Origin of the sequence: Microbacterium phoenicis (genome assembly GCF_047302325.1) — a bacterium.
Classification (GTDB): Bacteria; Actinomycetota; Actinomycetes; order Actinomycetales; family Microbacteriaceae; genus Microbacterium.
The window spans coordinates 35,780-61,372 of record NZ_CP154849.1; the positions used below are offsets into that span (position 1 = coordinate 35,780).

Genomic DNA, 25,593 nt, shown 5'->3' on the forward strand with positions numbered 1-25,593 from the left:
CCGGGTGACGGATCACCCGGGCATGCAGAGGTTCGATCTGGACGACGTCGTCGACGTCGTCGTCGTGGGGACGGGCGCCGGCGGCGCTCCCCTGCTCGCGCGTCTCGCCGAGGCAGGCCTGCGGGTCGTGGCGCTCGAGGCGGGCCCGGACTTCGCGCCGAGCGAGTTCACCCCCGACGAGCTCGAGTCGACCAAGATCAACTGGATGTCGGAGCGCCTCAGCGGCGGCGACGACCCGACGGCGTTCGGGCCGAACAACAGCGGCTACGGCGTCGGCGGAAGCACGCTGCACTGGGGCGCGTTCACGCCGCGCCCGGATGCGCGCGACCTGCGCCTGCGCACCGACACGGGCGAGGGGCGCGACTGGCCGATCGATCACACCGAGCTGATCCGCTACATCGAGCGGGTCGAATCCGACATCGGCGTCAGCGGACCGGCGCACTACCCGTGGGACCCCTCGCGCTCGTACGCCTACCCGCCGGTGCGGCGCAACGGCTCGTCCGACGTGATGATCCGCGGGTGCGAGGCCCTCGGCATCACGGCGACCGACGGACCGGCGGCGATCCTCACGCGTGACCGCGACCAGCCGCACTACGGCGTGCGCTCGGCGACACTCGACAACGGCGACATCCATCAGGGCGACCGCTTCGGCGCGAAGGCGACGACCGCGAACACGTACCTGCCGGCCGCCGTGGCCGCCGGTGCCGAGGTGCGCCCCGACGCCTTCGTCCACGGAGTCGAACGGGATGCCTCGGGCAAGGTCACGGCCGTCGTGTACCGCTCGGGCGGTGCCGATCACCGGCAGCGCTGCGCCGCTCTCGTGCTCGCGGCCGGCGGCGTCGAGACGCCGCGGCTGCTGCTGCACACGGGAGTCGGCAATGCGAACGGTGTCGTGGGCCGTGGGTTCATGGCGCACGGCGGCGTGCAGGTGTGGGGCACGTTCGACGAGCCGATCCGCGGCTATCGCGGGTACCCGTCGTCGATCATCAGCGAGGACTTCGTGCGTCCGGATGACGCAGACTTCGTGGGCGGCTACCTGCTGCAGAGCCTCGGCGTCATGCCGCTGAACTTCGGCACGCAACTCGTCCGCGGGGCGGGGCTCTGGGGCGACGACCTCATGTCGGCCATGAGCGCGTACCCGTTCAGCGCGGGTGTCGGCATGAACGGCGAGTGCCTGCCCGACGACCGCAACGCGCTGACCCTCAGCGACGAACTCGCCGAAGACGGGATGCCGCGGGCCGAGATCACGTTCTCGCAGGGAGACAACGAGCGGGCCATCGATCGGCACGGCGTCGCGGTGATGGAGCGGATCCTGCGGGCCGCGGGTGCCCGCAGCACGCGGGTCCTGCAGCGCTCGTGCCACACGCTCGGGACGGCGCGGATGGGTGACGATCCGACCGACAGCGTCGTGGACGCATCCGGTCGGTCGCACGAGGTCGAGAACCTCTGGATCTGCGACAACTCGACGTTCCCGAGTGCTCTGACGGCGAACCCCGCGTTGACGCAGATGGCACTCGCCTTGCGTACGGCTGACCTCATGCTCGCCGGTCGCTGACCTTCGTCATCCTTCTGACACGTCGGTCCGCTACGGTGAGCGGCACGTCTTCGTCAACGGTGCCGATCACTCGAATCTGAGCGCGTCCGCGCTGCCGTCTGAGGAGGTCACCGATGTCCGGTCGTTCGTCGCACCGCCGTTCGCGCCAGCGCTCCGCGCCGAAGCCGCCCGGTCTGCGGTGGTGGGCGTACGCCGCCCTGGTCGTCGTCGCACTGGGCGTGATCGCCCTCGTGGTCGCCGCCCTGCTGGAGTACTGAGAGTCAGCCGACCCGGGACGCCCCCGCGGGGCGGCGCGACCACCACGCGCGCCGCGGCAGGACCGCGATGGGTGCCGGCACCTGGTCGCGTTCGGGGTTCAGCGGCACCGGGACTTCGAGCACGACCGCGTCGCCCCGCTGGTAGATGCGGGCGCCGACGCCGAGCACGCTGATGCCGCGCAGCTGAGGGGCGACGACGGGAGCCTTGTCGAGGGTGCCGGTCGACCAGGTCCGAACGAGCAGCGCATCGCCCGTGACGTCGATGTCGACCCAGACCTGCTTGGCGATGGAGTGCTTGATCGCGTTGACGAAGCCCTCGTTGACGATGGTGGCGACGCGGCGCGAGAGCGCGGGGTCGGTGAGCGCATCCGTCGCGGCGCGCGAGATGGTGCTCTCGACCCCGACGACGGCACGCCAGGTGGCGACGAGTTCGGACAGATCCTCGTGCGCGCTCTGCACCGTCCCCTCGAGCGCGGCGGAGTCGACCTCGGCGATGAACGCGAGGATCGAATCGAAGGCGGCATCCGTCTCTCGGCGGAACGTCGCGACGTCGTCCGGGGTGAGCTCCCACTCGTCGGCCGCGGCGGCGAGCAGGACGCAGCGCCCCTGCACCCGCCCGTGCAGGACGTGCGCCGCGTTGCGCAGGGGCCGGCGTGCCGAGGCGGTCTTCGCGGTCAGGGTCCGGGCGACGAGGGCGAGCACGACCTCGAGCCGGTGCGCACTGTCGGACGCGCGGGCCATGGCGTCGGTGCAGGCGGCGAGCGCGAGGGCGACGAGCGGCAGCGACGCGAGCGGAACGAGGCGCGTGGGGTCGTCCGGGGCGATGAAGAGGTGCGCGACGAGAGTCATCACGACCCCGGCGGCGATCCACGTGCCGACGATGATGCGCCCGCGTCGCGACGGCGGCGCGTCCCGGCTGAGGAGCCGGATGGCCAGGTCGGCAGCCAGGGTGACCGGCATGCCGAGCAGGATCGCTCCCGCGGCGACCCACGGGCCGGCGAGGTGGTGCACGTGCGGGACGGCGCCGAGGAGGAAGACGAAACCGGTCAACGCGAACGGGGTGGGTCGCAGCATCGTCAGCGCGGAACGCGGCGGTGCGTCGACCGGCTGCTCTTCGGCCGCTGCGGCGATGACGCGCAGGTCGAGCCCGCCGCGCTCCTCGAGCTGGTGACTGGCGGTGCGGACTTCCTCGGAGTAGTCACGGACCGCGGCGAAGTCGATCGTCCCGGCGAGCATCTCCTCACGGCGGCGACGAAGCCGAGAGATGAGGGGGCTGAGCACCTCGCGGTTCTCGGACTCGAATCGGGCCAGGCGGCGCCGCCCGTCGGTCAGCGCGACGATGGCCGCGCTGAGGCGGGCGCGGCTGCCGCGGGTGAGCTCGATCGACCGCACGGTCATCGCGATGATCGACAGCCCCGCTACCCAGACGACGATGTTCGAGGTGATGCGGGCGGTGAGACCGCTGAAGTCCGGCGTCCCGGCGTACACGAGGACGTACACGCCCTCGTTGACGAAGGGGCGCAGGGTCGCGGCGATGACGACGGCCGCGAGGACGAGGATGCCGCGAGCCGTCGCCCGCTGGATCCGTCGCTCCGCACGGGCCACGGGGATCAGCGCGGCGACCAGGATCGCCCAGCCGACGACCGCGATGACCACGACCTGCAGATAGCCGGAGGGACCGGAGAAGTGCTGGAACGGCGCCATGACCGTAAGCGAGACGATCAGGCTGATCCACAGCGCCGTTCGCGTGAAGAAGGCGCGGCTGGTAACGGCATCCCACCACACGTGGACGCCGAGGATGATGCGCCGCTTCGCAGCGAGTTCGGGTGCCCGCCTGGCCATGAGCTGTTCTTTCCCCAGAAAGAGGCCTGTCGGCCCGGCGACAGTCTAGCGGCGGAGGCCTCGCGGCGAGAGTGTCCGCCGAGAACATGACGAACGCGGGACGAGCGCGACGCTTGTCAACGCCCCCGGCGCTCCCGGCGCCCCGACCTATCGTGGCGGGGTGGGAGAAGAAGTCGAGAAGCAGGAGATCACGGGCGCCGACCGCACCCTTCATCGCGAGAAGATCCGTCGGAACCTCGACGTCTTCGAACGGATGCTGCGCGAAGCCCGGTTCGATACCGATGACCCGATGACGGGGCTCGAACTCGAGCTGAACCTCGTCGACGCGGTCGGAGACCCCGCGATGCGGAACGAGCAGGTCCTGAGGACGATCGCCGACCCCGCGTTCGTGACGGAGCTTGGTCGCTTCAACGTCGAGATCAACGTGCCGCCCGCGAAGCTGCGCGAGGGCGGTCTCTCGACCTTCGAGAACGGCATGCGGCAGCGGCTGAACGACGCCGAGAACCGGTCCGCCGATCTCGGGGCGCACCTCGTGATGATCGGCATCCTGCCCACCCTGGCGCAGCGTCATCTGAGCAGCGACACCCTCAGCCCGGACTCTCGGTACGACCTGCTGAACGAGCAGGTGCTCGACTCGCGCGGGGAGGACATCGCGATCTCGATCGCCGGTCCGGAGCGACTCGAGACGACGGCCGACTCGATCGTGCCCGAGGCGGCGTGCACGAGCACGCAGTTCCACGTGCAGACGTCGCCGGCGCAGTTCGCGTCGTACTGGAACGCGTCGCAGGCGATCGCGGGTGCGCAGCTCGCGGTCGCGGCGAACTCGCCCTATCTGTTGGGCCGGGAGCTGTGGCGCGAGTCGCGCATTCCGCTGTTCGAGCAGGCGACCGACACGCGCAGCGAGGAGTTGAAGGCGCAGGGCGTACGTCCTCGCGTGTGGTTCGGCGAACGTTGGATCACGTCGGTGTTCGACCTGTTCGAAGAGAACGTCCGCTACTTCCCGGCGCTGCTGCCGATCATCGACGACGAGGATCCGCTGGAGGTGCTCGAGGCGGGCGGTGTGCCGTCACTGGCGGAGCTGAAGCTTCACAACGGCACGGTGTACCGGTGGAACCGGCCGGTGTACGACGTCGCCGACGGGATGCCGCACCTGCGTGTGGAGAACCGCATCCTCGCGGCGGGTCCGACAGTGGTCGACACGGTAGCGAATGCCGCCTTCTACTTCGGCCTGGTGCGTTCGCTCGCGGAGGATGAGCGCCCGGTGTGGTCGCGGATGCCGTTCGCCGCCGCGCAGGAGAACTTCCAGTCGGCCGCGCGGGTGGGCATCGACGCTCAGCTGTCGTGGCCGGGCACCGGTCAGGTGCCCGCGACGGGCCTGATTCTCGACACCCTGCTGCCCCTCGCCGCGGAGGGCCTCGATGCGTGGGGCGTTTCACCCGACGAGCGCGACCGCTACCTCGGGATCATCGAGGGCCGCTGCGTGACGAGGACGAACGGCGCGGAATGGTTCGCCCGCCGGATGCGGGCCCGCTCGGGGATGGAGCGAGCCGACGCCCTCCGCGCGACGCTCCTCGAGTACCGCGAGGCGATGCACACGAACGAGCCGGTGCACACCTGGAGCTGAGACCGCACCTCTCGATGCGCATGCAGAACGCCCTGGCCCGAGGGCCAGGGCGTTCGCGTCAGCATTAGTGGCTTACTTGAACGCGTCCTTCACGTTCTCGCCGGCCTGCTTGACGTTGGCCTCGGTCTGGTCCTTGTGACCATCAGCCTCGAGGCGCTCGTTGTCGGTGGCCTTACCGGCCGCTTCCTTGCCCTTGCCGGTGAGGTCCTGGGCGGTGTTCTTGATCTTGTCGTCGAGTCCCATGATCTGGTCCTTTCGTCGATGTCCCGGGAGCGGAGCGTTCCGGGACCATCAACGCTACGAACGGGAGGGGGATGCCGCGAGGCCCTGGTGTTTTACCGTCGGATGAGTTAGCCGGGCCTTGAACCTGTTGCACGGCCGCTCGACGAGGAACCAGCTGACGGTCGCCAGCGCGATGGTGAGGATCGGGGCGATCCAGGGCCAGCTGTTCGGCGCGAGGTCGCGTACCCAGAACGTGACGGGGTAGTTCCACAGGTAGGCCGCGTACGAGATCACACCGAGGCCGAGGAGGGGCTTCGCGATCGAGGGGACGGTGGGGATCGTCCGCAGATACCACATGAGCGCGACGGTCGTCGCGCCGATGAGCACACCTCCGACGGCATAGAAGAGGAGCGAGCTCTTCGCATCCGGGATGAACGCGAGCACGACGAGACCCGCGACCGATCCCCCGGCCACCCACGGTCGCCGGCGTTCCGTGATGATCCGGTCGAGCCTCACCTGCGCCAGTCGAGCCGCGGCGCCGATGATCATGGCGATGGTCCACGTGGTCGGCAGCGTGTAGAGGAAGGTGAGGTCGTCGCGGTGGACGACGATCGTGACCGCGAGGGCGACCAGGATGACGGCCGCCGCTCCGAGCACGACGGCGCGGAGCCGGCGGAAGCGGATGCCGAGCACCAGCAGGAGCGGCCACACCAGGTAGAACTGCTCCTCGTTCGCGAGCGTCCACAGGTGGGTCATCGAGCGGCTGGTGGGCTCGAGCCCGGGGATGTTCGTCGTGTAGGTCGCGGCGAGCACCACCGTGCGCCACACCGCGTCGCGCGTGTCGATGAGGTCGATCACACCTTCGACAATGACGAACCCGGCGAGCAGGAAGGTCAGCGCGGGAATCAGCCGGATCGCGCGGTTGCGGTAGAACCGCCCGTACCGCACCCGTCCGAACCGTCGAACGTCGGAGACGAGGATGCCGGTGATGAGATACCCGCTGAGGGTGAAGAACACCACCACCCCGACGATGCCGGCGCCACCGAACACCTCCGGCCAGGAGTGCCGCAGCAGTACGAGCAGGATCGCGAACCCACGCAGGAGGTCGAGCCCTTGGATGCGACGTGGGCTCGCGGCCGTGGAGGGCATCCGGTCTCCTCCCGATCGGTCACTGCCGATCAGAGAGTAGCGGGTGGGCGGACGCTGCCACCGACGGCAGGTGTGGTCCCGCGGGTCGTTCTGCACGTACGCGTCCGTTCGCGGAGTGCTCGGGCCAATCCAAATTCGGCAGGGTTCCGAACATTTCGGGTGGTCGGCTCAGCGGCGGGGGGTCGCACGCGATGGTGCGGAGCTCCGACCATCAACGTCGGATCGCCCCCGCTCAGTCGTGGGGACTGTTGAGTGGGGGCGATTCGAGCGGGTCATCTATGGATGCCGCTCCGACCTGATCGATATTGGGCGCCAGCACAGACCTGACCTCAGCCGCGCACGACCTCCGCAAGCTGCTCCGCAACCCGCTTCGCATTTTCTTCGGACGCCGCTTCAACCATGACCCGAACAAGTTGCTCGGTGCCGGACGGGCGCAGCAACACTCGGCCGGTGTCGCCGAGTTCCGCTTCGACGGCCTCGACCGCAGCGAGTACGTCGGCATCGGTGGCACGCGACCGCTCGACGCCCTTGACGTTGATCAGCACCTGCGGGAAGACGGTCATGACCTTTGCGAGTTCCGACAGCGGCTTGCGCTGACGCGCGACCTCCGCGGCGAGGTGCAGACCCGTCAGCACGCCGTCGCCCGTCGTTGCATACTCGCTCATGATGACGTGACCGCTCTGCTCACCGCCGAGCGAGAACCCGCCCTCGTTCATGCGCTCGAGGACGTAACGGTCGCCGACGCCGGTGGTTTCGAGGTGGATACCCTTGTCCGCCATCGCGCGGTGCAGGCCGAGGTTGCTCATAACGGTGGCGACGAGGGTGTCGTCCTTCAGCAGCCCGCGCTCTTTCATCGACACGGCGAGGATCGCCATGATCTGGTCGCCGTCGATGATGCGGCCGTCGGCATCGACGGCGAGGCAGCGGTCGGCGTCGCCGTCGTGGGCGATGCCGAGATCGGCGCCGGTGCGGAGCACTTCGGCGACGAGGACGTCGAGGTGGGTGGAGCCGACGCCTTCGTTGATGTTGAGGCCGTTGGGGTCGGCGCCGATGACGGTGACCTTGGCTCCCGCGTCGCGGAAGGTCTCGGGCGAGACACCGGAGGCGGCGCCATGCGCGCAGTCGAGCACGACGTGCAGGCCGCGCAGGCTGGTGCGAAGCGACGCGAGCAGGTGCACGACGTAGCGGTCCTCGGCATCGGCGAACCGGCTGATGCGACCGACCGCTCCCCCAGTGGGCGAGAGCTTCGGGCCGGTCATCGCCTCTTCGATGCGCCGTTCGACGACATCGGGCAGTTTGACGCCGCCGCGCGCGAAGATCTTGATGCCGTTGTCGGGTGCCGGGTTGTGCGACGCCGAGATCATGACGCCGAAGTCGGCGTCGATGTCGCCGACGAGGAAGGCTGCGGCAGGGGTCGGCAGAACGCCGGCGTCGAGGACGTCCACGCCGGATGAGGCGAGACCCGCGGCGACGGCCGCGCTTAAGAAGTGGCCGGAAACCCGGGGGTCGCGTGCGACGACAGCGGTGAGGCGCTTGCCGGCGGCTTTGCGTGCGTTCGCGATACGACCCTGGCCCAGGACGACAGCGGTCGCCTGGGCCAGGGTGAGCGCGAGATCGGCGGTGAGGGGGCCGTTCGCGAGGCCCCGCACACCGTCCGTCCCGAACAGTGCCATCGAAGGATTAACGCTTCGAGTACTGAGGAGCCTTACGCGCCTTCTTGAGACCAGCCTTCTTGCGCTCCTTGACGCGAGCGTCACGGGAGAGGAAGCCGGCCTTCTTGAGGGTCGGGCGGTTGTTCTCTTCGTCGATCTGGTTCAGCGACCGCGCGATGCCGAGGCGCAGGGCGCCGGCCTGGCCCGAGGGGCCACCACCCGAGATGCGGGCGATCACGTCGTAGCCACCGGCGAGGCCGAGGACCGTGAACGGGTCGTTGATCAGCTGCTTGTGCAGCTTGTTGGGGAAGTAGTCCTCGATCGTGCGGCCGTTCACCGTGATGGTGCCCGAACCGGGGACCAGGCGCACGCGGGCGATGGCCTGCTTGCGGCGGCCAACGGCGGCACCGGGGACGGAGAGAACGGGACGGACCGGGGCAGCCTCAGCGGCGGCCGGGGTCTCGGTCGAGTAGTTCTCAGGGGTCTGGTCGAGGGAGTCAGCGATCTTCGCCATCAGATAATCCTTGTTCTTCTCGGCGGCGCTTACTGGGCGACCTGGTCGAAGGTGTACGTGGTGGGCTGCTGGGCAGCGTGGGGGTGCTCAGCACCGCGGTAGACCTTCAGCTTCGTCAGCTGCTGACGACCCAGGCTGTTCTTGGGGAGCATGCCGCGGACGGCCTTCTCGACAGCGCGAACCGAGTTCTTCTCGAGGAGCTCGGAGTAGGTGACCGACTTGAGGCCGCCCGGGTAACCGGAGTGGCGGTAGGCCTTCTTCTGCTCGAGCTTCTGGCCGGTGAGGGCTACCTTGTCGGCGTTGATGATGATCACGAAGTCGCCGGTGTCGACGTGGTTCGCGAACGTGGGCTTGTGCTTGCCGCGCAGGAGCGTGGCAGCGTGCGAGGCGAGGCGGCCGAGGACGACGTCGGATGCGTCGATGACCACCCACTCGCGGGTGATCTCACCAGCCTTGGGCGTGTAAGTGCGCGTCACAGTAGTGCTGCTTTCATAGATTCGAACGGAGGAGTTCGTGAATCCCACTCCGGGGTGGTTCGCTCGGGATGCCGGTCGAACACGCCAGTGGAGGGCTCACGTTCGCGGTGCGAGGCCAGCAGGGCGCAGGCACCAAAAGGGATACTACCACCTTCGGGTAATCAGATGATTCTGGGTCGTGTCTTGACGCTGCACGCCCAACGACGGTGATCGCCTGGACGACGATGCGTGCATTGCTCGCTAGGACGATTCTTCCCGAGGCCGGTCGGCGATCTTCCGCGCAGGCACGCCGCCCCAAACTTCCCACTCCCCCGTCGATCGGGTCAGGACCGCGTTGGCAGCCACCAGTGTTCCCTGCCCGACTGTCGTGACCCCCTCGCCGCCCAGGACCTTCGCCCCAGGAAAAAGTACGACATCACTGCCAATATCGATCCGCTCCATGCCCGATTTCTCGGCGGGTACGTGCCCGTCCGCCCGTCCGATCGTGACCTGGTGGAAGATCCGAACCCGATCGCCGATTCGGGTGCGCGGGTGGATGACTGTTCCCATCCCCCGATGAACCAGTCGCAGGTCGCGGCCCACCATTACCTCTCGAGGAAACTCAATTCCGTAAAGGAGCAGGAGCTCGCGTGCAAGCCGATGGCGACGGTGGGCGACGAGACGTTCGCTGAGGTTCACCCGCACAGCATCGCACTCCTTGCGGGTCGTCGGCCAGCAGTCGAAGTAGCCCCTCAGGGGTCGCCCTCGCTTCACGCCCGTGCTGGCGCCTAGCGTCGATCCTCGCGATCAGGCGCAGGCTCGAACCCGCGCTTAACACAGACGTCACTCGACCCGCATATGATCCCTTCTGCGCGCTTTGATCGCAGGGCCACGTGCTGGCCGCGACCACCGACTGCCAACTCTCAGCTCGGCAAAACCCATTCCGGAGGCGTCAGTGCGACCATCGCGTCTTTGGGGACAGTTCGGTTGGGTCTCGGCGGGCCGAATAGTCGCTGCGCTGGTCCAAGCAGGCTCGATGTTGCTTCTTGCGAGGCTGATATCACCCGGCCTATTTGGCTGGTTCGCGGCTGCGCAAGGTGTTCTTCTTATCGCACAAGCCGCATCGTCCCTCGGCCTCGGTACATTCATCGTCCGCGAACGCGCTAGGAATCCTTCAGGGCCGAGTGTCTACAGCGCCTTAAGACTGAATGAAGTCACCTCTCTCATCTTCGCGACGACCCTTGCCGCCTTCATCGCTGCCATCGCGCCATTCGAGCCCAGACTATGGCCGTTTATCCCCCTCGCCTTGGCAGCAGCCTGTGAAAGAAGCGCGGATGTTTGGCTAAATGTCGCGGTCGCTGATGGGGACGCACGCGTGAACACAGTGAATTTGATCGCGCGCCGATTCACAGCTGCAGCGACATTCCTCCTTCTAATCACGGTCGTGCCGATTGATCCGATACTGGCCTTCGGCAGTGGGAGCCTGATCGCCGCGGCGCTTTCTTGGATGTTCGCTCGCAGATTTATCATGCGTCGAAATGTATTCGATTCCAGCCCGACGTCGGCACGCGCGATTCTTCGTGAATCCCGGCCGTATTGGGCGAATTCGATTGCAACTCAGGTACGAAACCTCGACACAACTATCGTTCTCGCAGTAACAACCTCTGCTCAGGCAGGCTTCTATGGGCTTGCCGCGCGACTCACAACTCCGCTGCGACTTCTACCCACTTCGCTAGCGGCCGTGGTTCTGCCGATGGCGGCTCGGACCAGGCGTGACTCGCTATCGAGCCTCGTGAGAGTGGTGCTTGTCTCGTGCATATGTTTGAGCATCTTCTATATCGGAGTGTTCATCGCCATCCCCTGGGCTATACCGGCGGCCTTAGGGGCCGCATATAGTCCGGCAATCCCTGCCGTCCAGGTGACAACGTTGGGGCTTATCGCCGCAGGGTGCGCCTCGATTCTGAACGCGGTGCTCCAAGGTGTCGGTCTCGGAGTGTTCGCCAGTCGCGCAGCCTTCGTGATGACGATTACCTGCCTCGGCGGTGTTGCCGCCGGGGGGGCAGCATACGGAGCACTGGGAGCCAGTGTTGGGCTTGCAACGAGCTACGTAGTGCAGGCATCAATGCTCGCCCTACGCCTCACAATGTACGCACGAAGGAGAGAAGATGACTGCGAGTGAGCAAACCGCGCTTCGGACCGCGTTCTACAGCATTTCCGCACAGGACGACAACTTGGGCGACCTCGAAATTCGAAGGATCGTACTCGGCTGGATTTTACCTATTCACAAGGAGGTCGTCGTATACACGGGGTCAATGTCTAAAACATACATGGACGCATTCCCCCAATCCTCAGTCCGCTTCGTATCGAACCCTCTGCTTTTTCAACTTCTGTTCCTGCGACATGCTGTGACGGGCGATGCAAACTTGGTTTACGCACCAGGTCCACAGCGAGTGGGAACTCGGCGGAGCCTCCGTAAAGGCGCGATAAATCTGCTGAACCTCTCAATCGCGCGAATCCGGGGCGGAAGGTCAATCGCGATCGGACGCGCATTCTCGGGATCGACCGATGGCAAGATTAAGATTGATCGATCAATTGCTCGCTCGTTCGACTTGATCACAGTCCGCGATCACGCCTCGGGCGAAGCTGTCGGAACGGAGCTACGAGTAGCTCCCGACGTTGCCTTCGCAGCCGGCAACTCGGCACCGGATAACGAACAGATTCGCTCGAAGATCTGCTTTTCGCTTCGAGGTGATCGAAATTTGAACCACGAAATGGTGGCAGCCTTAGTTCGTAGCGCCAGGCAACTTAATTGGGACGTTGAGTTCGTGACCCAAGTCAAGCGCGACGACGTGCTGCACCAGCAGCTCGCGGAAATCTATCATGCAGATCTTGTCGCATGGACGAGCGAACCTCATTTGATTCAACTCAAGCGGGTATCCTCCGCGTACGGCAAAGCAGCAGTAGTTGTCACCAATCGCCTGCACGCTGCGCTGTTCGCGACAAACGCGGGAGCAGTCCCGGTTGCGGTTGAGGATGGAACTCGCAAGCTTCAGCTGACACTGGCACCTTGGCTCTCGATGCCAATACTCACCCCCGAGACTCCAACACTCGATCTTGAGCGAGTCGCTGCCCTCTCAGGTGAACTCTCACGTCAACGCTCAGTCGCTCAGTCGGAGCTTGAACAGATTCAGCGCGAGGCGGCCGCAATTTTGCAGATGACGGATAGAGCGTGAGGGGATCGTCCGAGGCACCCCTCGCGTCGCGCTTCTTACGACAGATCGCGACGGCCACCTGGTCCGTTGTGGCACTCGGCATACCCCTGTATCGGATTCTGCCGCCAGAGATGGCTCGCGCGTGGTCCGGGCTAATCGCCCTTCTCATCGTCGCGACGATTCTCCTAGGCCTCGGACAACGCCCGAAGTGGTGGGGTATCTGGGCGTTTGCTGGCTACGCGTCGATCGTCGCCGGCATCACGTCCAGCGGCGCATCAGGCCCCGCTGCCACCTTGAGCATAGGCGCGCAACTGCTCCTGATTCTTGGGATGGCTCCCTTCGCGATACGCGGAACGATCGCGCGCGCACCAGAGGCTCTGCGTGTTGCAACCGTAACGTTTTTGATCGCCCAAACGGTCTCGTCCTCTGCGGGTGTTATGCAGATACTTGGCGTCAGCACCCTCGATCAGGTGCAGGCGAACGGCCGCTCCCCCGGTTTGGCAGGCCACCCTAACGTTCTGGGACTCATGAGCACCATTGCCATAATCGTATGCATTGCCATAGTTCTGAGGCGCGGCAGGAAGAGCTTCCTTGCCTGGATTGCTCTCGCAGCCAACACACTAGGACTGGTCAGCACGGGCAGTCTCAGCAGCATGTTGCCCTGCCTGATTGCGGTGGCGGTTCTCCTGTTAGCCAACGGAATCGGTCCCACGCGCCTCCTTGTAACTGCCGGCTTGAGCGCAGCGGCCGTCACTTTCGCGATCTCTTTGCCTCCGATTTCCGATGCCATGAGGGACCCCCTCTCACGCATTCTGCAAGTCACGGGCCAAACAAATGAGATAAGCACTCTTGAGATCCGACGACAAACCTACGACTCAGCGTGGGAGTACATCCAAATCGACCCGCTACTAGGCAAGGGATTGGACGTCGAAAGCGCTGCCGCGATCGATCTAGGGACAGTGGTCCACAGCCTCCCGCTACGCGCCTGGTATCAGGGGGGCATTGTCCTCGCCGCCGCAGTAGCCGCACTCGTAGTCGCGTCATTCGTGCTGGTAGTGAGGGCTCTCGTTCGGAAGCAGGACGCGACCGCGACCGCCGTGATCGTAATGATCATTCTCTACTCGCTGACCTCTGCGCTATTTGAGCAGGCCTATTACTGGCTCCCGCTCCTCGCAGCTTGGGGAACACTTCGTAGGAGTTCGCCGCGTCCCGTCCCCGACGTCTCTACAGCCTCGACTTGAGGAACAACAGATGCCCCATTGCCTCCTGATCGAGACCGTTCGCTGGGATGCTGTCCGCGAGCGTTCTGACGTTGCCCGCGTCACGCCACTTGAGTAGAAGGGTGGAAAGATGCTCGGACGAGGTCACAATCGCCTCCGACAGACCCAACTCCTCATGGGCTCGGCGCACCTTACCTCGCCCCTTGTACGAGAGGAAGGGGACTCCGTATGACGCTGCGACAGCTCCAACGTGCAACTTGTCGGAGATGACGAGGTCTAGCGCCGCAAGCCCGGCCAGAAAGTCTGGCAGCGTCTCATACGAAATCGCTTCTGCCCCGTTTGGTCGAAGTTCATAACGGCGATTGAAGTGAGAACTGTGTGTGGTCAGGTAAACGACCTCGCTCCAGGCCGATAGGTCTTCCACTAGCCGGCGAAATTCTCCGTCGACCTTCTTTTCATTAACGTTGACTCCGATGCGCGGCTTGGTCGCGATGCGATCCGGCCGGGCCACATTCGAGATAAGTCGGTTCGTAGCGAATAGAATATCCGGGTAATACGCAAGGTGTAGGCCGAAGACAGACTCGGCCATGTCAACATCCGCGCGCAGCCGGACTGTGCCCTGCTGAACAACATTCGACGCAAAGAATCGATGACGACTCCCCATGATCGCAGGAGGAGACACTCCGTCTCCTCCGATAGAAATAGGCATGACAGGAACGTTTGCTGCTTGGGTGAAGTTCAACAGAGAACGAAATTCCTTCTCAACATCTCTCGACGCCCTACTGAGGTAGAAGCGGAGACGACTTTCCGATGACAGCATTGCGCCGCCGCCCACCACAACCAAATCGCCTTCCCAACCCGACAGGCTGCCTCGCAAATAGCTATTCTCCGCGTCATCGAGGAGCGGATTGTTCGAGATGAGAGTGACTTCATGCCCTTGACGCGCGATCTCCCGGGCGAAGATCTCGGCCATCAAGTCATCACCGAAATTCCCGTGATCATAGGAACCCCACAACGCGATCTTCACGATGACCCTTCTTTACTACTTTCTGTACCGTCCGGGACGGCGGTTGGACTCACCCGATCCGGGACGACGGTCGGATCGACTTTGAGGATCCGGCGCCTCACTCGCGCGAACGGATGCTTCGAAATCATGTGGTCGAACCACCACTCATCGCCAAGCCGCCAAGGCAGCACGCTCGCAGGATCTTTCAGCGGCTCATGAAGCCGATCGAGCCCGGCAACTTGGTATCGGGAAGCATATCGAGTGTGCGTGCTGTCCGAGTCGAAGCCGATATTTCGAACTAGGTTTGCTGATGGACACACACAAAGACCGCTCTGAGCTAGGCACGCCAGCATCCACCTGGAGGCCCAAGCTGTGTCATCATCATTGCCGCGCTGCCCCGCCCATATCTTGCCGAACGTCTTGGCCTCGGCGTCGCGGGGGAACAGTGCACGCAGGTCCGTTTTTAGAAGCGGATCATCGAGTTGGTTCATGTCATGGTCGTAGTGGCGCCATGCTCGCTTCCACGTTGCCCATCCCCAGATGTGGATATATCGCGAAAAATAGTATGAGCTCTCCAACGTGCGCACCATCGGCTCGGGAACAAATTGATCACCGCTCACCATCATCACGCGCTCATCGTCCGCGAACCTCTTCAGCATCGCGTCCATGAATCCGAAAAAGTCTGGCGCGGGTAGACAATCTTCCTCAAGCACGATCACGCTCTCGTGCCCCTCGGAGAAGACCCAATCGATCGCCGCCGGCATCGCGCGCGACACTCCCAGGTTGACTTCCATCTCCTTAACGACAACATTTGTCTGGCCTTGCTTCCAGGCCCCAACCCAGGAGCGGACTTCGGCACATTCCGACAACTCGTTTGGCCGGCCCGGTCGCGGGTGATCGAGCATCACGTAGATCGGGCCATTGTGGTTTACGCGCGTCGCTTCCAAAACTCGGATCAGCGGGGCGAGCCGCTTGAAACCGATCACGACGACCGGGACGGCGGCGACCAAGTCCGGAGCGACGTGGTTGGTCATTTTTTCCCCACTTCACTTGTGGGCGTCGCGGACAAGAAGTCACGCAGTCGGTCTAGTTGCTCTGTGTACAAAGTTCGAAGCTCCTCGTATCGCGCGCGCGGAGTGGCGGCCTCCGTTCCCTGATCGACCAACGCGGCCACGACATCATCGACCCATCTGTCTGTCTGCTGAATGCAGATCCCGGACCTCTCGTCGATGAGGTCAACGATCGCGCCTTGATTAAAGGCAACTACCCTCACGTTGGCGGCTAGCGCCTCCAGCACGACCAGGGGTGAGGCCTCGTTTGCGTAGCGCGTTAAGAATACGAAGTGCGTGAGGTCCGAAAAAAAGGTCTCCTTTTGCTGATTGCTCACCTGGCCCCAATAGTCGAAGTTTCCCCCAAAGGAGGCCTGCATGCGCTCGAGTGCACTCCGTGCTTTCGAATCCCGGGCTGGGCCACCCACCCGGATCAACGGCCTGAGCCCGCGAGCCACGAGTTCCTCTGTCAGGATCTCCAATTCTAAGATTCCCTTATGCTCTGTCAGATTGCTGAGCAAGCCAATCCGAAGACCTTTCGCGCCCGCGGGGCCGTCGTTCTGGGGCGAAATATCGTCGACTAAACCCGCGTTCGTCAACTCGATCACCAGTCGGGCGCGAGGGTATGTGGCTTTCAACGCCGTCGTCATCGACGGGGACAGCGTCACGTGGCACGCGGCCGGCCCGGCCGCTCGCATTAGGGCGCGTGCTCTGATTACGGGCACATCCAAATGACCGTAGGTGTGGTGGTGGATGACGAGGCGCCGCCCGCGCACGCGGGCCGCCGCTACGTTCAAAACTGTGAGCCACATTCCGGGGCCGGCATTCAACGAAAGGTAGACGGCCGAGGTGCCGCGCCGGAAGAGGATTTTGAACGAGGAAGACATGGTCGCTGCCGCCCGAGCGAACAGCCGGATGGCTCCGAGATTGCGACCGCCGGAGTCGTCGATCGTCGCGAGATCCAAACCCGCTTCACGCAAGTCCGTGGCGATTCGCGCGGTCGCGGCTGATTGCCCATGGACCGGAGGCGGAAAAGGGCCGACAAAAATGACAGATGGTTTGCGCCGACGTCCGCGGAGCAAACTGCCTACCGGTCGCATCAGACGAGTCCTCTCAGGCCATGGTTTGCCAACTCGCTCACCATTCGAAACCAGGGCGAAACGGTCGCCCGGCTAGGGTCGAGAGCATGTCGCGTCCCGCCCCCGCAGTCACTGTACTGGGAGTCAACTACCCCCCCGAGCCGACCGGCATCTCCCCTTACACCGGCGCGATGACGCGTGGCTTGACGAGGCGGGGATACCGGACGCACGTGGTCACGACGCATCCTCATTATCCGGAATGGCGTGTATCGCCAGGTTACGGACAGTGGTCACGGAGGGAACATCTCGACGGCGTCGACACCCTCCGACTGCGCCATTACGTGCCGAGCAAACCCAGCGGCATCCGTCGCCTGCTCTCTGAACTGAGTTTCGGAATGCGCCTCATCGCGGCCCCGCTCCGGCGGCCCGATGCGGTCATCGCCGTTTCTCCGGCGCTGTTCTCGTCCGCTGCGGCGGCATTGCGACTGAAGATCTTCCACCGCCAGACGCCGCTCGTCGTCTGGGTGCAAGACCTCTATTGGCTGGGTCTTCGTGAGACGGGTCAGGCGGGCGGGATCAGCAGTCGCATCATCCAGCGCACCGAGAAATGGTTACTCTCGAACGCTGACCGTGTCGTCGTCATCCACGACCGCTTCGCCGATCGCGTCAGCGTTGACTTCGACATCCCACGCGAACGCATTCACGTCGTTCGCAATTGGACCCACCTCGCCGCTACTCCCCCCATCGACCGCGCCGCAGCCCGCGCGGCGCGCGGCTGGGGCGACGAGGTCGTCGTCCTGCACGCCGGCAACATGGGGATAAAACAGGGCCTCGGCAACGTCGTCGACGCGGCCAGGCTCGCCGCCGAACGGGGCGACGACGTGCGCTTCGTCCTCATGGGCGGCGGCGGCGAGCGCGAACGCCTCAGAGCCCTAGGCGAGGGGGTCTCGACTTTGCAGTTCATCGATCCTCTCCCCGACGCTGAGTTCTCGGCAGCGCTGGCGGCCGCCGACATCCTGCTCGTGAACGAGTACCCAGGCGTCAGCGAGATGGCTGTACCCAGCAAGCTCACGTCCTATTTCTCGAGCGGACGCCCCGTCATAGCCGCTACTGACTCGAAGGGCATTACCGCCGACGAGGTGCGTGCGGCCGGCGCAGGCGTGGTCGTCCCCGCAGCCAGCCCTAAGGCTCTGCTCGACGCGAGCCTGAGTCTCGGCCGCGATCACGCTCGTGCTGACGAGCTCGGCGCGAGCGGCAAGCGGTATCGCGAGACGGTTCTCGACGAAACATTCGCGATCGAATCGTTCGCTACTCTTCTCGAAACGCTCATCGACGGAGACCGTGCGCGGCCTCCGCGTACCGTCGCGTCGGCGAGCTGACCAGCTCGTCTAGCCCAGGGGGACTCCACGTGACCAAGCGCGCACTCATCACCGGCATCACCGGTCAGGACGGCTCGTACCTTGCCGAACTGCTGCTTGCGAAGGGGTACGAGGTGCACGGACTCATCCGCCGCGCGTCGACCTTCAACACCCACCGCATCGACCACCTGTACGTCGATCCGCACGAACCGACAGCGAAGCTCTTCCTCCACTACGGCGACCTGAGCGACGGCGCCCGGATGGTCACCCTCATGAGCGAGATCAACCCCGACGAGGTCTACAACCTTGGCGCGCAGTCGCACGTGCGCGTGTCTTTCGACGAGCCCGAGCACACGGCCGACACAACCGGTACCGGCACGGTCCGGCTGCTCGAAGCCGTCCGCCTCTCCGGCATCAAGACGCGGTTCTACCAGGCATCCACCTCGGAGCTCTTCGGCGCCACTCCCCCGCCGCAGGGCGAGAACACGCCCTTCTACCCGCGCTCGCCCTACGGCGTCGCGAAGCTCTACTCGTACTGGATCGTGAAGAACTATCGCGAGGCGTACGACATGTTCGCCGTCAACGGCATCCTCTTCAATCACGAGTCGCCGCGCCGAGGCGAGACGTTCGTGACCCGAAAGATCACGCGCGCCGTCGCCCGCATCAAAGCCGGCGTCCAGAAGGATCTCTATCTCGGCAACCTTGAGTCCATCCGCGACTGGGGCTACGCCGCAGAGTACGTCGAGGGCATGTGGCGCATGCTGCAGGCCGACGAGCCTGAAGACTTCGTCCTCGGCACGGGTGTCGGCTACACAATTAAAGACTTCCTCGAGACGTCGTTCGGTCACGTCGGCCTGGACTGGCAGGAGTTCGTGAAGTTCGACGAGCGCTACCTGCGCCCCACCGAGGTGGACGCCCTCATCGGCGACCCGTCGAAGGCGGCGGACAAACTCGGCTGGGTCCCGACGATCGACGGGAAGCAACTGGCCAAGCTCATGGTTGATGCCGACGTGGAAGCACTCGAAAAGGGTCCGGAATGGATCGACACCGTGAAGCTGGCCTCGTGGGGAACCGCGTGAGCACCGCCATCGACGGAGTCACATATACGCCGAGCGAACTCGATCGCGATGCGACGTTCTACGTCGCCGGGCACCGCGGTCTCGTCGGGTCGGCGATCGTCCGCAAGCTCGAGGCGGAGGGGTTCACGCACGTTGTCGGGAAGAGTTCTGCGGAACTCGACCTGAAAAGGCGCGACGACGTGTTTGCCTACATGGCGGAGACCAAGCCGAGGTACATCGTGCTCGCGGCAGCCAAGGTCGGCGGCATCCTCGCCAACTCCACCTACCCCGTCGACTTTCTCTCCGACAACATGCGGATCCAGACGAACGTGCTCGACGCGGCCCTCGCCAATGACGTCGAACGGGTCGCCTTCCTCGGGTCGTCCTGCATCTATCCAAAGCTCGCCAAGCAACCCATCCGTGAGGATTCTCTGCTCACCGGGTACCTCGAGCCCACGAACGACGCGTACGCGATCGCGAAGATCGCTGGCATCCTCCACACCCAGGCCGTGCGCCGCCAGTACGGGCTGCCGTGGATCAGCGCCATGCCGACGAACCTGTACGGCCCTAACGACAACTTCTCACCGAAGGGCTCGCACGTCCTCCCCGCGCTCATTCGTCGGTACGACGAGGCAGCGAAAGCGGGAGCTCCTGCCGTCACGAACTGGGGAACGGGAACACCACGACGCGAGTTCCTGCACTCCGATGACATGGCCGACGCAGTCCTGCACCTGATGGAGCACTACGACGGCCCCGATCAGGTGAATGTCGGTACCGGCAGCGACGTCACCATCCGCGAGATCGCGGAGACGATCGCCGACGTGACCGGGTTCGGCGGCGACACCGAATGGGACACCACCAAGCCTGACGGCACCCCGCAGAAGCTGCTCGACGTCTCGAAGCTGGCGGAGGCCGGCTGGACCGCCAGGATCAGTCTGCAAGAGGGACTCGAGCGCACGGTCGCGTGGTACCGCGACCACGTCGACAGCATTCGCGAGTAAGTCCATGGCGTATCGCCACATCGTGCTCTTCCGGGTCCATGACAATGTCGACGAGCACGATGTGGCGCATGCCATCGGGCAGCTGACCTCACTTGCAGACCTGCCGGGGATAGTGAGCTGGCACATCGCGCGATCTCTTGACGAGCGCAAGGGACGCATCGTCATCGAGGAAGCCGAGTTCACCGACGCCGACGCGTTCGCGGCGTTTCGGTCACATCCCCGGCATCAAACAATCGCCGCGGAGATGGCGACGATCTCGGATTGGTGGATCGGCGACCGGCTCAGCTGAGCAGGTGGCGCACCAACGCTTCCGATCCCGGCCACATCGGTTCGGGGAGGTCGTCGACGGGGAAGTAGCCGAACGCCGTCGCCTCGTTTCGGGGCACGGGCTCGCCGATGATCTCCACGACGTAAGACAACCCGACGGAGTGCTTCCGTGGGTCTTGTCCATGCTCCGTTCCGTCGCGCGGAGCGAGTTCGACCGGGAACCATTCGTAGACGTGATGTGGCTGCGCGTTCGCGTCAACGGCGATATCAACATCCAGGGTGTCGAAAGCGTGGCGTCGTAGTGCACTCACGAGGGTCTCGCCACGCATGACACGCCCGCCGAGGTGACACCACACGGCTCCGAACGGTGAATCGCGCAGGATGAGACCGACCTCGCGACCCTGTGCGGTCGTTCGTACCGGCACGAAGTCGACGCACAAGAGGGGAACCGATTGCTCTACGAGGGCGTAGACGTCGTCGGGGAGATAGGTCACCGCACGATCCTCTCGCGTCATTTGCCCGACACGGGCCTATGGCAGACTGAGCCGCATTGACCCTACGCCCGCGGGCGTCAGCACGAGAGGCACCATGGAGCTCAGCGACTACATCCGCGTCCTCCGCAAGAACTGGCTCATCATCGTCGTGTTGACGCTGGTAGGGCTCGGCGCGGCAGCGGCGTATTCGCTGACTCGCACGCCCGTCTACGAGTCGTCGAGCAGTGTCGCCGTCTCGACGCAGGCCGGTGGCTCAACCGCAGAAGTCGCCCAGGGGGCGAACTTCGCTCAGACCCGAATCAACACGTATGTAGGGCTCGTCACCACCCCGATCGTGTTGAATCCAGTCATCGCGGACCTGGATCTCGGCGTCACTGCTGACTCTCTGGCAGGCAAAGTACGGGCGTCGTCCGCACTGAACACGACCATCATCTCCATCTCTGTATCCGACCCAGACCCGGTGGCGGCGGCGAGCATCGCTAACGCGATCGCCGGGAGCCTGTCGACCGTCGTTCCCGAGATCGAGCCGAAGATCGAGGAGGGCGGCAGCCCCGTCCTGCTGACGCGCGTGAGCGACGCGCAGCCCGCGCTTTCGCCGGCCAGCCCCAATGTTCCCGTGAACCTCGCCCTCGGAGCTCTCGTGGGCCTGGCCTTCGGGATCGGTATCGCAGTCCTCCGGACTGTCCTCGACAACAAGGTCCGCACCCCGCGTGACGCGGAGGGCATCACGTCCGCTCCGTCGCTCGGTGCGATCGCGTACGACGCGAAGGCGAAAGAGCGTCCGCTCATCGTCCACGCCGATCCGCTCAGCCCGCGGGCCGAGTCGTTCCGAGCGCTCCGCACCAACCTGCAGTTCCTCGACATGGGTGGTCGCTCGAGCTTCGTCGTGACGAGTTCGGTTCCCAGTGAGGGCAAGTCGACCACGACGATCAACCTCGCGATCGCCCTCGCCGACGCCGGCAAGAAGGTCGCGCTGCTCGACACCGACCTGCGCAAGCCGAAGGTCGCCGAATACCTCGGCATCGAAGGCGGCGTCGGTCTGACAGACGTCCTCATCGGCCGCGTGCGCGTCGGCGACGTCATGCTCCCATGGGGTGGGCGCAGCCTTTTCGTGTTGCCCGCCGGCAAGATCCCGCCCAACCCGAGCGAGCTGCTCGGGTCGAAGCAGATGGCGACGCTCCTCGAGGTGCTCGAGCGCGACTTCGACGTCGTGCTGTGCGACGCTCCCCCGCTGCTGCCCGTCACCGACGCCGCCATCCTCGCCCGCGGCACGAGCGGCGCGATCCTGGTCGCCTCGGCCGGTCGAGTCACCCGGCACCAGCTCGAAGGAGCCGTCGAGGCACTTCACACGGTGGGCGCGAAGGTGGCCGGGTTCGTCATGTCGATGGTGCCCACCCGCGGACCGGACTCGTACTACAACGCCTATGGCTACGGGTATGGCTACGGCTACATCCAGGAAGAGCCCAAAGCCGCCCGCGGGCGCAAGCGCAAGACGCCGGTCGCGGTCGTTCCCGACACAGCATCGTTGATCGGCGACACCGGCTTCGACTCGCGACGCGACGCGCGAAGCGCAGGCGACGTCGGCTCTCGCTGACGCATGGCACCCCGCTCAGCCGTCCGCCGCGGAATGCCCTCGGCGGTGATCGCGGTCCTCGTGGTCGCGCTCACCGTTGCCGTCGGCGCGCTCGTCGTCCTCGCGCTGGACCGCGGCCGCGGGGCCGGCACCGACACGGTCGCACAGCCCGCGCCGTCGATCGGCTCGTCGCCCGCACCCACCCCGTCACCGAAGCCCTCGCCGACCGCGACCGTCGAAGAACCGACCGCGCCCGATGCCGCCGAGCGCTTCCTCGCCGTCGGCGCGGGTGCCATGTGGCGAGCAACAGCCGGACAATGCGGCGACACTGCACCGGTCATCGAGCGCTCCGACGACGACGGTGACACCTGGTCCGACGTCACCCCCACCTATCGCGACATCGCGCAGCTGCGCGATCTCACCCCCTTCGCCGAGACCGAAGCCGACATCGTCGCCGACGTCGGAACGGACTGCGAGACGCAGGCCCTGCGCACCTTCACGAAGGGGCGGTTCTGGTCGCCCTACGACGACCTCCTCCCGCAGTCCACCTACCTCGACGGGTCGGCTGTCGTCATCGACGGCACCCGGCTCGACGCACCGTGCGAGCAGCCCTGGGGCCTTCGCGCCTCGGGCGAGACGGCCGCGTTCATCTGCGACGGCACCGCGTACGAGATCACCGACGGCGAGACGACCGAGATCGGCGACGGGGTCACCGCCCTCGATGTTCTCGACGGGCAGATCATTGGCGCCCTCGCGCGCTCGGACTGCGACGGGCTGCAAGTGGCATCCCTCGCGCCCGACGCTGCCCCTCTCGAATGCATCGACGTGGATGCCGACGGCCCCGTCGCTCTCGCCGTCACCGCCGACGCGATCCGAGTGTGGGCGGGGGACGACCTCGTCAGCACGCCGAGGTGATGCGCAGCGCAGGCCGCGTCGGGGGGGCCCTGGGGGCCACGTTCGTCAGCGGTGAGTACTTCACCCGCTGGTCGTTGATCCTCGCCCTCGCCGTCGGCGTGCTGCTCAGCGTCCCGAGCGTCGGATCGCCGTCCTTCGGCGGCTACCTCCGCGGCGTGACGGTCGCCGCCCTCGGGTCCCCCCTGCTCATCGCCATCGGCCTCGCCGCCGCCTGGGCCGAACGGCGCCTCACGAACCGTGTTGCTCGCGCGTTCGTGGTCGCCGGCGCGATCGTGGCGATCTCCGGCATCCGCCCGTTCGTCAACGATGCGATCAGCACCCTCGTGTTCGCGACCTCCACCGGCGGCAATTGGACGACGCGCATCACCACGAACCTCGTCACCTGCGTCGCACTGTTCACCGTCTGCGCCGTCGCCATCACCTACCACCGCCGCCTTCGCGCCACGACGGAACGCCTGCAGCTCGCGGGCGTGCAGATGCGCGCGGGCATCGCCGAGGTCCGCCGCCTGCGCGACGCGGCCACGGCCGAACGCCACCGTCTCGTCGACGACCTGCGTGCGTCGCGCGACGACATGCTCGCCTCGACCGTGACCTACGAGCGGGTGCGCGACTACTCCAACCGCGTCCGAGCGGCGTCGCACGAGCTCGACTCCCTCCCCACCGCCCCCGCGCCGGGCACCCTCGACGACGATCTCGGCGAGCGCCGGCGCCTTCCGGTCATGGGCAGGCTCGGTGCGACGCCTCCTCTCGCCGTCGGACTGACCTACGTCGCCGCGACGCTGCCCTTCGGTCTGGCTCACGGCGGCCCGTCGGTCGCGGCGACCGCGATCGTGGCGTGCGTCGCGATCGATCTCGTCGCCGTCGGGCTGCTCCGCGCCGCCCGCCGTCTGCGACCCCGACTGCGCGGCATCGTGTTCCTGGCTGTGTGGCTGGCGGCCGGCGCCGCGGTCATGGCGCTCACCTTCGCCCTCATCCCGACCGTCGGCTCGCTCGGTCTGGTCCCCCTCGTGGGCGTCCCGCTCGTCGCTGCCGTCATCAGCCTGTCCGTCGACGCCTACCGGCGCGCCCGCATCGAGGAACGACGCGCTACGACGGTGCTGCTCGCGTCGGCCCGCCGGCTCGCGGCCGAGGTCGACACGACCGCGGCCCCCTTGCAGCGAGCGATCGACGTGCTGCACGGCCGGTTGCAGGGGCGGTGCGTCATCCTCGCGGCGCACGTCGACGAGAACGACCCCGACCCCGACACCCTCCAGGCGTTCCGCACGCAGACCGACGACATCCTCGACGAGGTCCGTGCCGGTGACGCCCCGACGACGGATGACGGCGAGGACATCGACGACCTCGTGCGCGCCTGGTCGGTCGTGATGGACGTGACGCTCCGCGTCGACGACGGCGCGCGCGACGGGCTGTCGGCCCCGGCCGTCGTCGACGCCGTCCACGGTCTCATCAATGAAGGGCTCGTGAACGCCGTCAAGCACTCCGGTGCCCGGTGGGCCGACATCAAGATCGACCGCAACGGCGAGGCGATCGCCGCTCGCGTCTCGAGTCCCGGCATCCTCGCCGCGGCGACCTCGTCGACGGGCGAACGTGTCGCCGGCATCGGAACGCGCGGCGCGCGCACGGTCCTGCGTCAGGTGGGCGACCGCGTCGTCCTCGAGGGACTGTTCCCGCTGCCGTCGGCGACGAGCGCCCCGAGCTGAGTCAGGCGGTCTCGAGCAGAGCCGCGACGCGCTCGCGCAATTGACGCGGCGTGAACGGCTTCACGACGTAGTCGTCGATTCCCGCGGCGTGCGCCTGAGCGACGTCCTGCGGCGACGAGCGAGCGGTGAGCATGAGGATGCGCGTCGACGAGAAGTCGGGATCGGCGCGCAGAGTGGAACACACTTCGATCCCCGTCTTGATCGGCATCATCCAGTCGAGGATGACCATGTCGGGATGCCGCTGGAACGCCCGTTCGAGCCCGGCACCTCCGTCGTGCGCGACCTCGACCTCGTGCCCGACACCTTCGAGCACGTGACTGAGCAGCGAGGCCACGTCGATGTCGTCTTCGACGACCAGGACAGATGCCATTGCGGCCCACCTCGGGATTTC

At 65.7% G+C, this 25,593-nt stretch carries 25 protein-coding genes; 13 read left to right on the forward strand and 12 right to left on the reverse strand.

Annotated elements, in window-relative coordinates; translation table 11 throughout:
• Positions 1-4 precede the first annotated feature (4 nt).
• A complete protein-coding gene (locus ABCU91_RS00170; protein ID WP_413354316.1) occupies positions 5-1,555 on the forward strand; it encodes a GMC family oxidoreductase in 1,551 nt (516 codons plus the stop codon).
• 113 nt (positions 1,556-1,668) lie between these two features.
• Positions 1,669-1,812, forward strand: a complete 144-nt coding sequence (locus ABCU91_RS00175; protein ID WP_413354318.1) for a hypothetical protein — start codon at positions 1,669-1,671, stop codon at positions 1,810-1,812.
• 3 nt (positions 1,813-1,815) lie between these two features.
• Here ABCU91_RS00175 and ABCU91_RS00180 read toward each other — a convergent pair whose 3' ends face one another.
• Positions 1,816-3,654, reverse strand: a complete 1,839-nt coding sequence (locus ABCU91_RS00180) for a hypothetical protein (protein WP_413354319.1) — start codon at positions 3,652-3,654, stop codon at positions 1,816-1,818.
• Between the two features lie 160 nt (positions 3,655-3,814).
• Here ABCU91_RS00180 and ABCU91_RS00185 point away from each other — a divergent pair, with 160 nt between their 5' ends.
• Positions 3,815-5,278 carry a glutamate--cysteine ligase gene (locus tag ABCU91_RS00185; RefSeq protein ID WP_413354320.1) on the forward strand — a complete coding sequence of 488 codons (1,464 nt, stop codon included), beginning with the start codon at positions 3,815-3,817 and terminating at the stop codon, positions 5,276-5,278.
• Positions 5,279-5,350: 72 nt separating this feature from the next.
• On the opposite strand, the gene ABCU91_RS00190 is transcribed toward ABCU91_RS00185, so the two are convergent.
• From ABCU91_RS00190 to ABCU91_RS00215, 6 genes are all read right to left on the reverse strand, one after another.
• Positions 5,351-5,521, reverse strand: a complete 171-nt coding sequence (locus ABCU91_RS00190; protein WP_406924665.1) for a CsbD family protein — start codon at positions 5,519-5,521, stop codon at positions 5,351-5,353.
• Positions 5,522-5,575: 54 nt separating this feature from the next.
• Positions 5,576-6,649, reverse strand: coding sequence for an acyltransferase family protein (locus ABCU91_RS00195; RefSeq protein ID WP_406924664.1), 1,074 nt, complete (start codon positions 6,647-6,649; stop codon positions 5,576-5,578).
• Positions 6,650-6,978: 329 nt separating this feature from the next.
• Positions 6,979-8,322 (reverse strand): phosphoglucosamine mutase, encoded by a 1,344-nt coding sequence (gene glmM, locus ABCU91_RS00200; RefSeq protein WP_406924663.1) that lies wholly within the window; start codon positions 8,320-8,322, stop codon positions 6,979-6,981.
• A 7-nt stretch (positions 8,323-8,329) separates the two neighbouring features.
• Positions 8,330-8,815 carry a 30S ribosomal protein S9 gene (gene rpsI / locus ABCU91_RS00205; protein WP_413354321.1) on the reverse strand — a complete coding sequence of 162 codons (486 nt, stop codon included), beginning with the start codon at positions 8,813-8,815 and terminating at the stop codon, positions 8,330-8,332.
• A gap of 29 nt (positions 8,816-8,844) precedes the next feature.
• Complete coding sequence (gene rplM / locus ABCU91_RS00210; RefSeq protein WP_065570908.1) at positions 8,845-9,291, reverse strand: 50S ribosomal protein L13; 447 nt, start codon at positions 9,289-9,291, stop codon at positions 8,845-8,847.
• Between the two features lie 240 nt (positions 9,292-9,531).
• Positions 9,532-9,969 (reverse strand): hypothetical protein, encoded by a 438-nt coding sequence (locus ABCU91_RS00215; RefSeq protein ID WP_406924662.1) that lies wholly within the window; start codon positions 9,967-9,969, stop codon positions 9,532-9,534.
• Between the two features lie 256 nt (positions 9,970-10,225).
• On the opposite strand from ABCU91_RS00215, the gene ABCU91_RS00220 reads away from it, so the two are divergent.
• From ABCU91_RS00220 to ABCU91_RS00230, 3 genes are read left to right on the forward strand one after another with little or no spacing between them, the layout of a single operon-like run.
• Positions 10,226-11,449 (forward strand): oligosaccharide flippase family protein, encoded by a 1,224-nt coding sequence (locus ABCU91_RS00220; protein ID WP_406924661.1) that lies wholly within the window; start codon positions 10,226-10,228, stop codon positions 11,447-11,449.
• Positions 11,436-12,503, forward strand: coding sequence for a polysaccharide pyruvyl transferase family protein (locus ABCU91_RS00225; RefSeq protein WP_406924660.1), 1,068 nt, complete (start codon positions 11,436-11,438; stop codon positions 12,501-12,503). The genes ABCU91_RS00220 and ABCU91_RS00225 overlap by 14 nt, the downstream gene beginning before the upstream one ends.
• Complete coding sequence (locus tag ABCU91_RS00230) at positions 12,500-13,723, forward strand: O-antigen ligase family protein (RefSeq protein WP_406924659.1); 1,224 nt, start codon at positions 12,500-12,502, stop codon at positions 13,721-13,723. Before ABCU91_RS00225 ends, ABCU91_RS00230 begins: the two co-directional genes overlap by 4 nt.
• Here the strand turns inward: ABCU91_RS00230 and ABCU91_RS00235 are convergent.
• From ABCU91_RS00235 to ABCU91_RS00245, 3 genes are read right to left on the reverse strand one after another with little or no spacing between them, the layout of a single operon-like run.
• On the reverse strand, positions 13,707-14,729 hold the full coding sequence (locus ABCU91_RS00235) for a polysaccharide pyruvyl transferase family protein (protein WP_406924658.1): 1,023 nt from the start codon (positions 14,727-14,729) through the stop codon (positions 13,707-13,709). The genes ABCU91_RS00230 and ABCU91_RS00235 overlap by 17 nt on opposite strands.
• Complete coding sequence (locus ABCU91_RS00240) at positions 14,726-15,742, reverse strand: hypothetical protein (RefSeq protein ID WP_406924657.1); 1,017 nt, start codon at positions 15,740-15,742, stop codon at positions 14,726-14,728. Before ABCU91_RS00240 ends, ABCU91_RS00235 begins: the two co-directional genes overlap by 4 nt.
• A complete protein-coding gene (locus ABCU91_RS00245; RefSeq protein WP_406924656.1) occupies positions 15,739-16,722 on the reverse strand; it encodes a glycosyltransferase in 984 nt (327 codons plus the stop codon). Before ABCU91_RS00245 ends, ABCU91_RS00240 begins: the two co-directional genes overlap by 4 nt.
• A 221-nt stretch (positions 16,723-16,943) precedes the next feature.
• On the opposite strand from ABCU91_RS00245, the gene ABCU91_RS00250 reads away from it, so the two are divergent.
• Genes ABCU91_RS00250 through ABCU91_RS00265 form a run of 4 tightly spaced genes read left to right on the forward strand, consistent with a single transcriptional unit; the run spans position 16,944 to position 20,542 of the window.
• Entirely contained in the window at positions 16,944-18,215 is a 1,272-nt protein-coding gene (locus tag ABCU91_RS00250) for a glycosyltransferase family 4 protein (RefSeq protein WP_406924696.1), read from the forward strand.
• Between the two features lie 29 nt (positions 18,216-18,244).
• Positions 18,245-19,273: a GDP-mannose 4,6-dehydratase gene (gmd, locus tag ABCU91_RS00255; RefSeq protein WP_406924655.1), complete on the forward strand. Its 1,029-nt coding sequence runs from the start codon at positions 18,245-18,247 to the stop codon at positions 19,271-19,273.
• A complete protein-coding gene (locus tag ABCU91_RS00260) occupies positions 19,231-20,253 on the forward strand; it encodes a GDP-L-fucose synthase family protein (protein WP_406924654.1) in 1,023 nt (340 codons plus the stop codon). Before gmd ends, ABCU91_RS00260 begins: the two co-directional genes overlap by 43 nt.
• A gap of 4 nt (positions 20,254-20,257) precedes the next feature.
• A complete protein-coding gene (locus tag ABCU91_RS00265) occupies positions 20,258-20,542 on the forward strand; it encodes a Dabb family protein (RefSeq protein WP_406924653.1) in 285 nt (94 codons plus the stop codon).
• On the opposite strand, the gene ABCU91_RS00270 is transcribed toward ABCU91_RS00265, so the two are convergent.
• The gene (locus ABCU91_RS00270; protein WP_406924652.1) at positions 20,535-21,014 is read right to left on the reverse strand and encodes a DUF4916 domain-containing protein; all 480 of its coding nucleotides are present in this window, start codon (positions 21,012-21,014) and stop codon (positions 20,535-20,537) included. The two genes, ABCU91_RS00265 and ABCU91_RS00270, sit on opposite strands and share 8 nt — an antisense overlap.
• 94 nt (positions 21,015-21,108) lie before the next feature.
• On the opposite strand from ABCU91_RS00270, the gene ABCU91_RS00275 reads away from it, so the two are divergent.
• From ABCU91_RS00275 to ABCU91_RS00285, 3 genes are read left to right on the forward strand one after another with little or no spacing between them, the layout of a single operon-like run.
• The gene (locus tag ABCU91_RS00275; RefSeq protein ID WP_413354322.1) at positions 21,109-22,608 is read left to right on the forward strand and encodes a polysaccharide biosynthesis tyrosine autokinase; all 1,500 of its coding nucleotides are present in this window, start codon (positions 21,109-21,111) and stop codon (positions 22,606-22,608) included.
• 3 nt (positions 22,609-22,611) lie between these two features.
• Entirely contained in the window at positions 22,612-23,502 is an 891-nt protein-coding gene (locus ABCU91_RS00280) for a hypothetical protein (RefSeq protein WP_406924650.1), read from the forward strand.
• Entirely contained in the window at positions 23,502-25,202 is a 1,701-nt protein-coding gene (locus tag ABCU91_RS00285) for a hypothetical protein (protein ID WP_406924695.1), read from the forward strand. Before ABCU91_RS00280 ends, ABCU91_RS00285 begins: the two co-directional genes overlap by 1 nt.
• A gap of 1 nt (position 25,203) precedes the next feature.
• Here ABCU91_RS00285 and ABCU91_RS00290 read toward each other — a convergent pair whose 3' ends face one another.
• The gene (locus ABCU91_RS00290; RefSeq protein WP_406924649.1) at positions 25,204-25,572 is read right to left on the reverse strand and encodes a response regulator transcription factor; all 369 of its coding nucleotides are present in this window, start codon (positions 25,570-25,572) and stop codon (positions 25,204-25,206) included.
• Between the last annotated feature and the right edge of the window lie 21 nt (positions 25,573-25,593).

Excerpts from the sequence above, each read along its gene's own strand:
- rpsI (WP_413354321.1), bottom strand. The coding sequence starts at position 8,815 with ATGGCGAAGATCGCTGACTCCCTCGACCAGACCCCTGAGAACTACTCG.
- ABCU91_RS00240 (WP_406924657.1), bottom strand. The coding sequence starts at position 15,742 with ATGACCAACCACGTCGCTCCGGACTTGGTCGCCGCCGTCCCGGTCGTC.
- ABCU91_RS00260 (WP_406924654.1), top strand. The coding sequence starts at position 19,231 with ATGGATCGACACCGTGAAGCTGGCCTCGTGGGGAACCGCGTGAGCACC.
- ABCU91_RS00285 (WP_406924695.1), top strand. The coding sequence starts at position 23,502 with ATGCGCAGCGCAGGCCGCGTCGGGGGGGCCCTGGGGGCCACGTTCGTC.
- ABCU91_RS00275 (WP_413354322.1), top strand. The coding sequence starts at position 21,109 with ATGGAGCTCAGCGACTACATCCGCGTCCTCCGCAAGAACTGGCTCATC.
- ABCU91_RS00225 (WP_406924660.1), top strand. The coding sequence starts at position 11,436 with ATGACTGCGAGTGAGCAAACCGCGCTTCGGACCGCGTTCTACAGCATT.
- ABCU91_RS00180 (WP_413354319.1), bottom strand. The coding sequence starts at position 3,654 with ATGGCCAGGCGGGCACCCGAACTCGCTGCGAAGCGGCGCATCATCCTC.
- ABCU91_RS00280 (WP_406924650.1), top strand. The coding sequence starts at position 22,612 with ATGGCACCCCGCTCAGCCGTCCGCCGCGGAATGCCCTCGGCGGTGATC.
- ABCU91_RS00290 (WP_406924649.1), bottom strand. The coding sequence starts at position 25,572 with ATGGCATCTGTCCTGGTCGTCGAAGACGACATCGACGTGGCCTCGCTG.
- glmM (WP_406924663.1), bottom strand. The coding sequence starts at position 8,322 with ATGGCACTGTTCGGGACGGACGGTGTGCGGGGCCTCGCGAACGGCCCC.
- ABCU91_RS00250 (WP_406924696.1), top strand. The coding sequence starts at position 16,944 with ATGTCGCGTCCCGCCCCCGCAGTCACTGTACTGGGAGTCAACTACCCC.
- ABCU91_RS00265 (WP_406924653.1), top strand. The coding sequence starts at position 20,258 with ATGGCGTATCGCCACATCGTGCTCTTCCGGGTCCATGACAATGTCGAC.
- ABCU91_RS00175 (WP_413354318.1), top strand. The coding sequence starts at position 1,669 with ATGTCCGGTCGTTCGTCGCACCGCCGTTCGCGCCAGCGCTCCGCGCCG.
- ABCU91_RS00195 (WP_406924664.1), bottom strand. The coding sequence starts at position 6,649 with ATGCCCTCCACGGCCGCGAGCCCACGTCGCATCCAAGGGCTCGACCTC.
- ABCU91_RS00190 (WP_406924665.1), bottom strand. The coding sequence starts at position 5,521 with ATGGGACTCGACGACAAGATCAAGAACACCGCCCAGGACCTCACCGGC.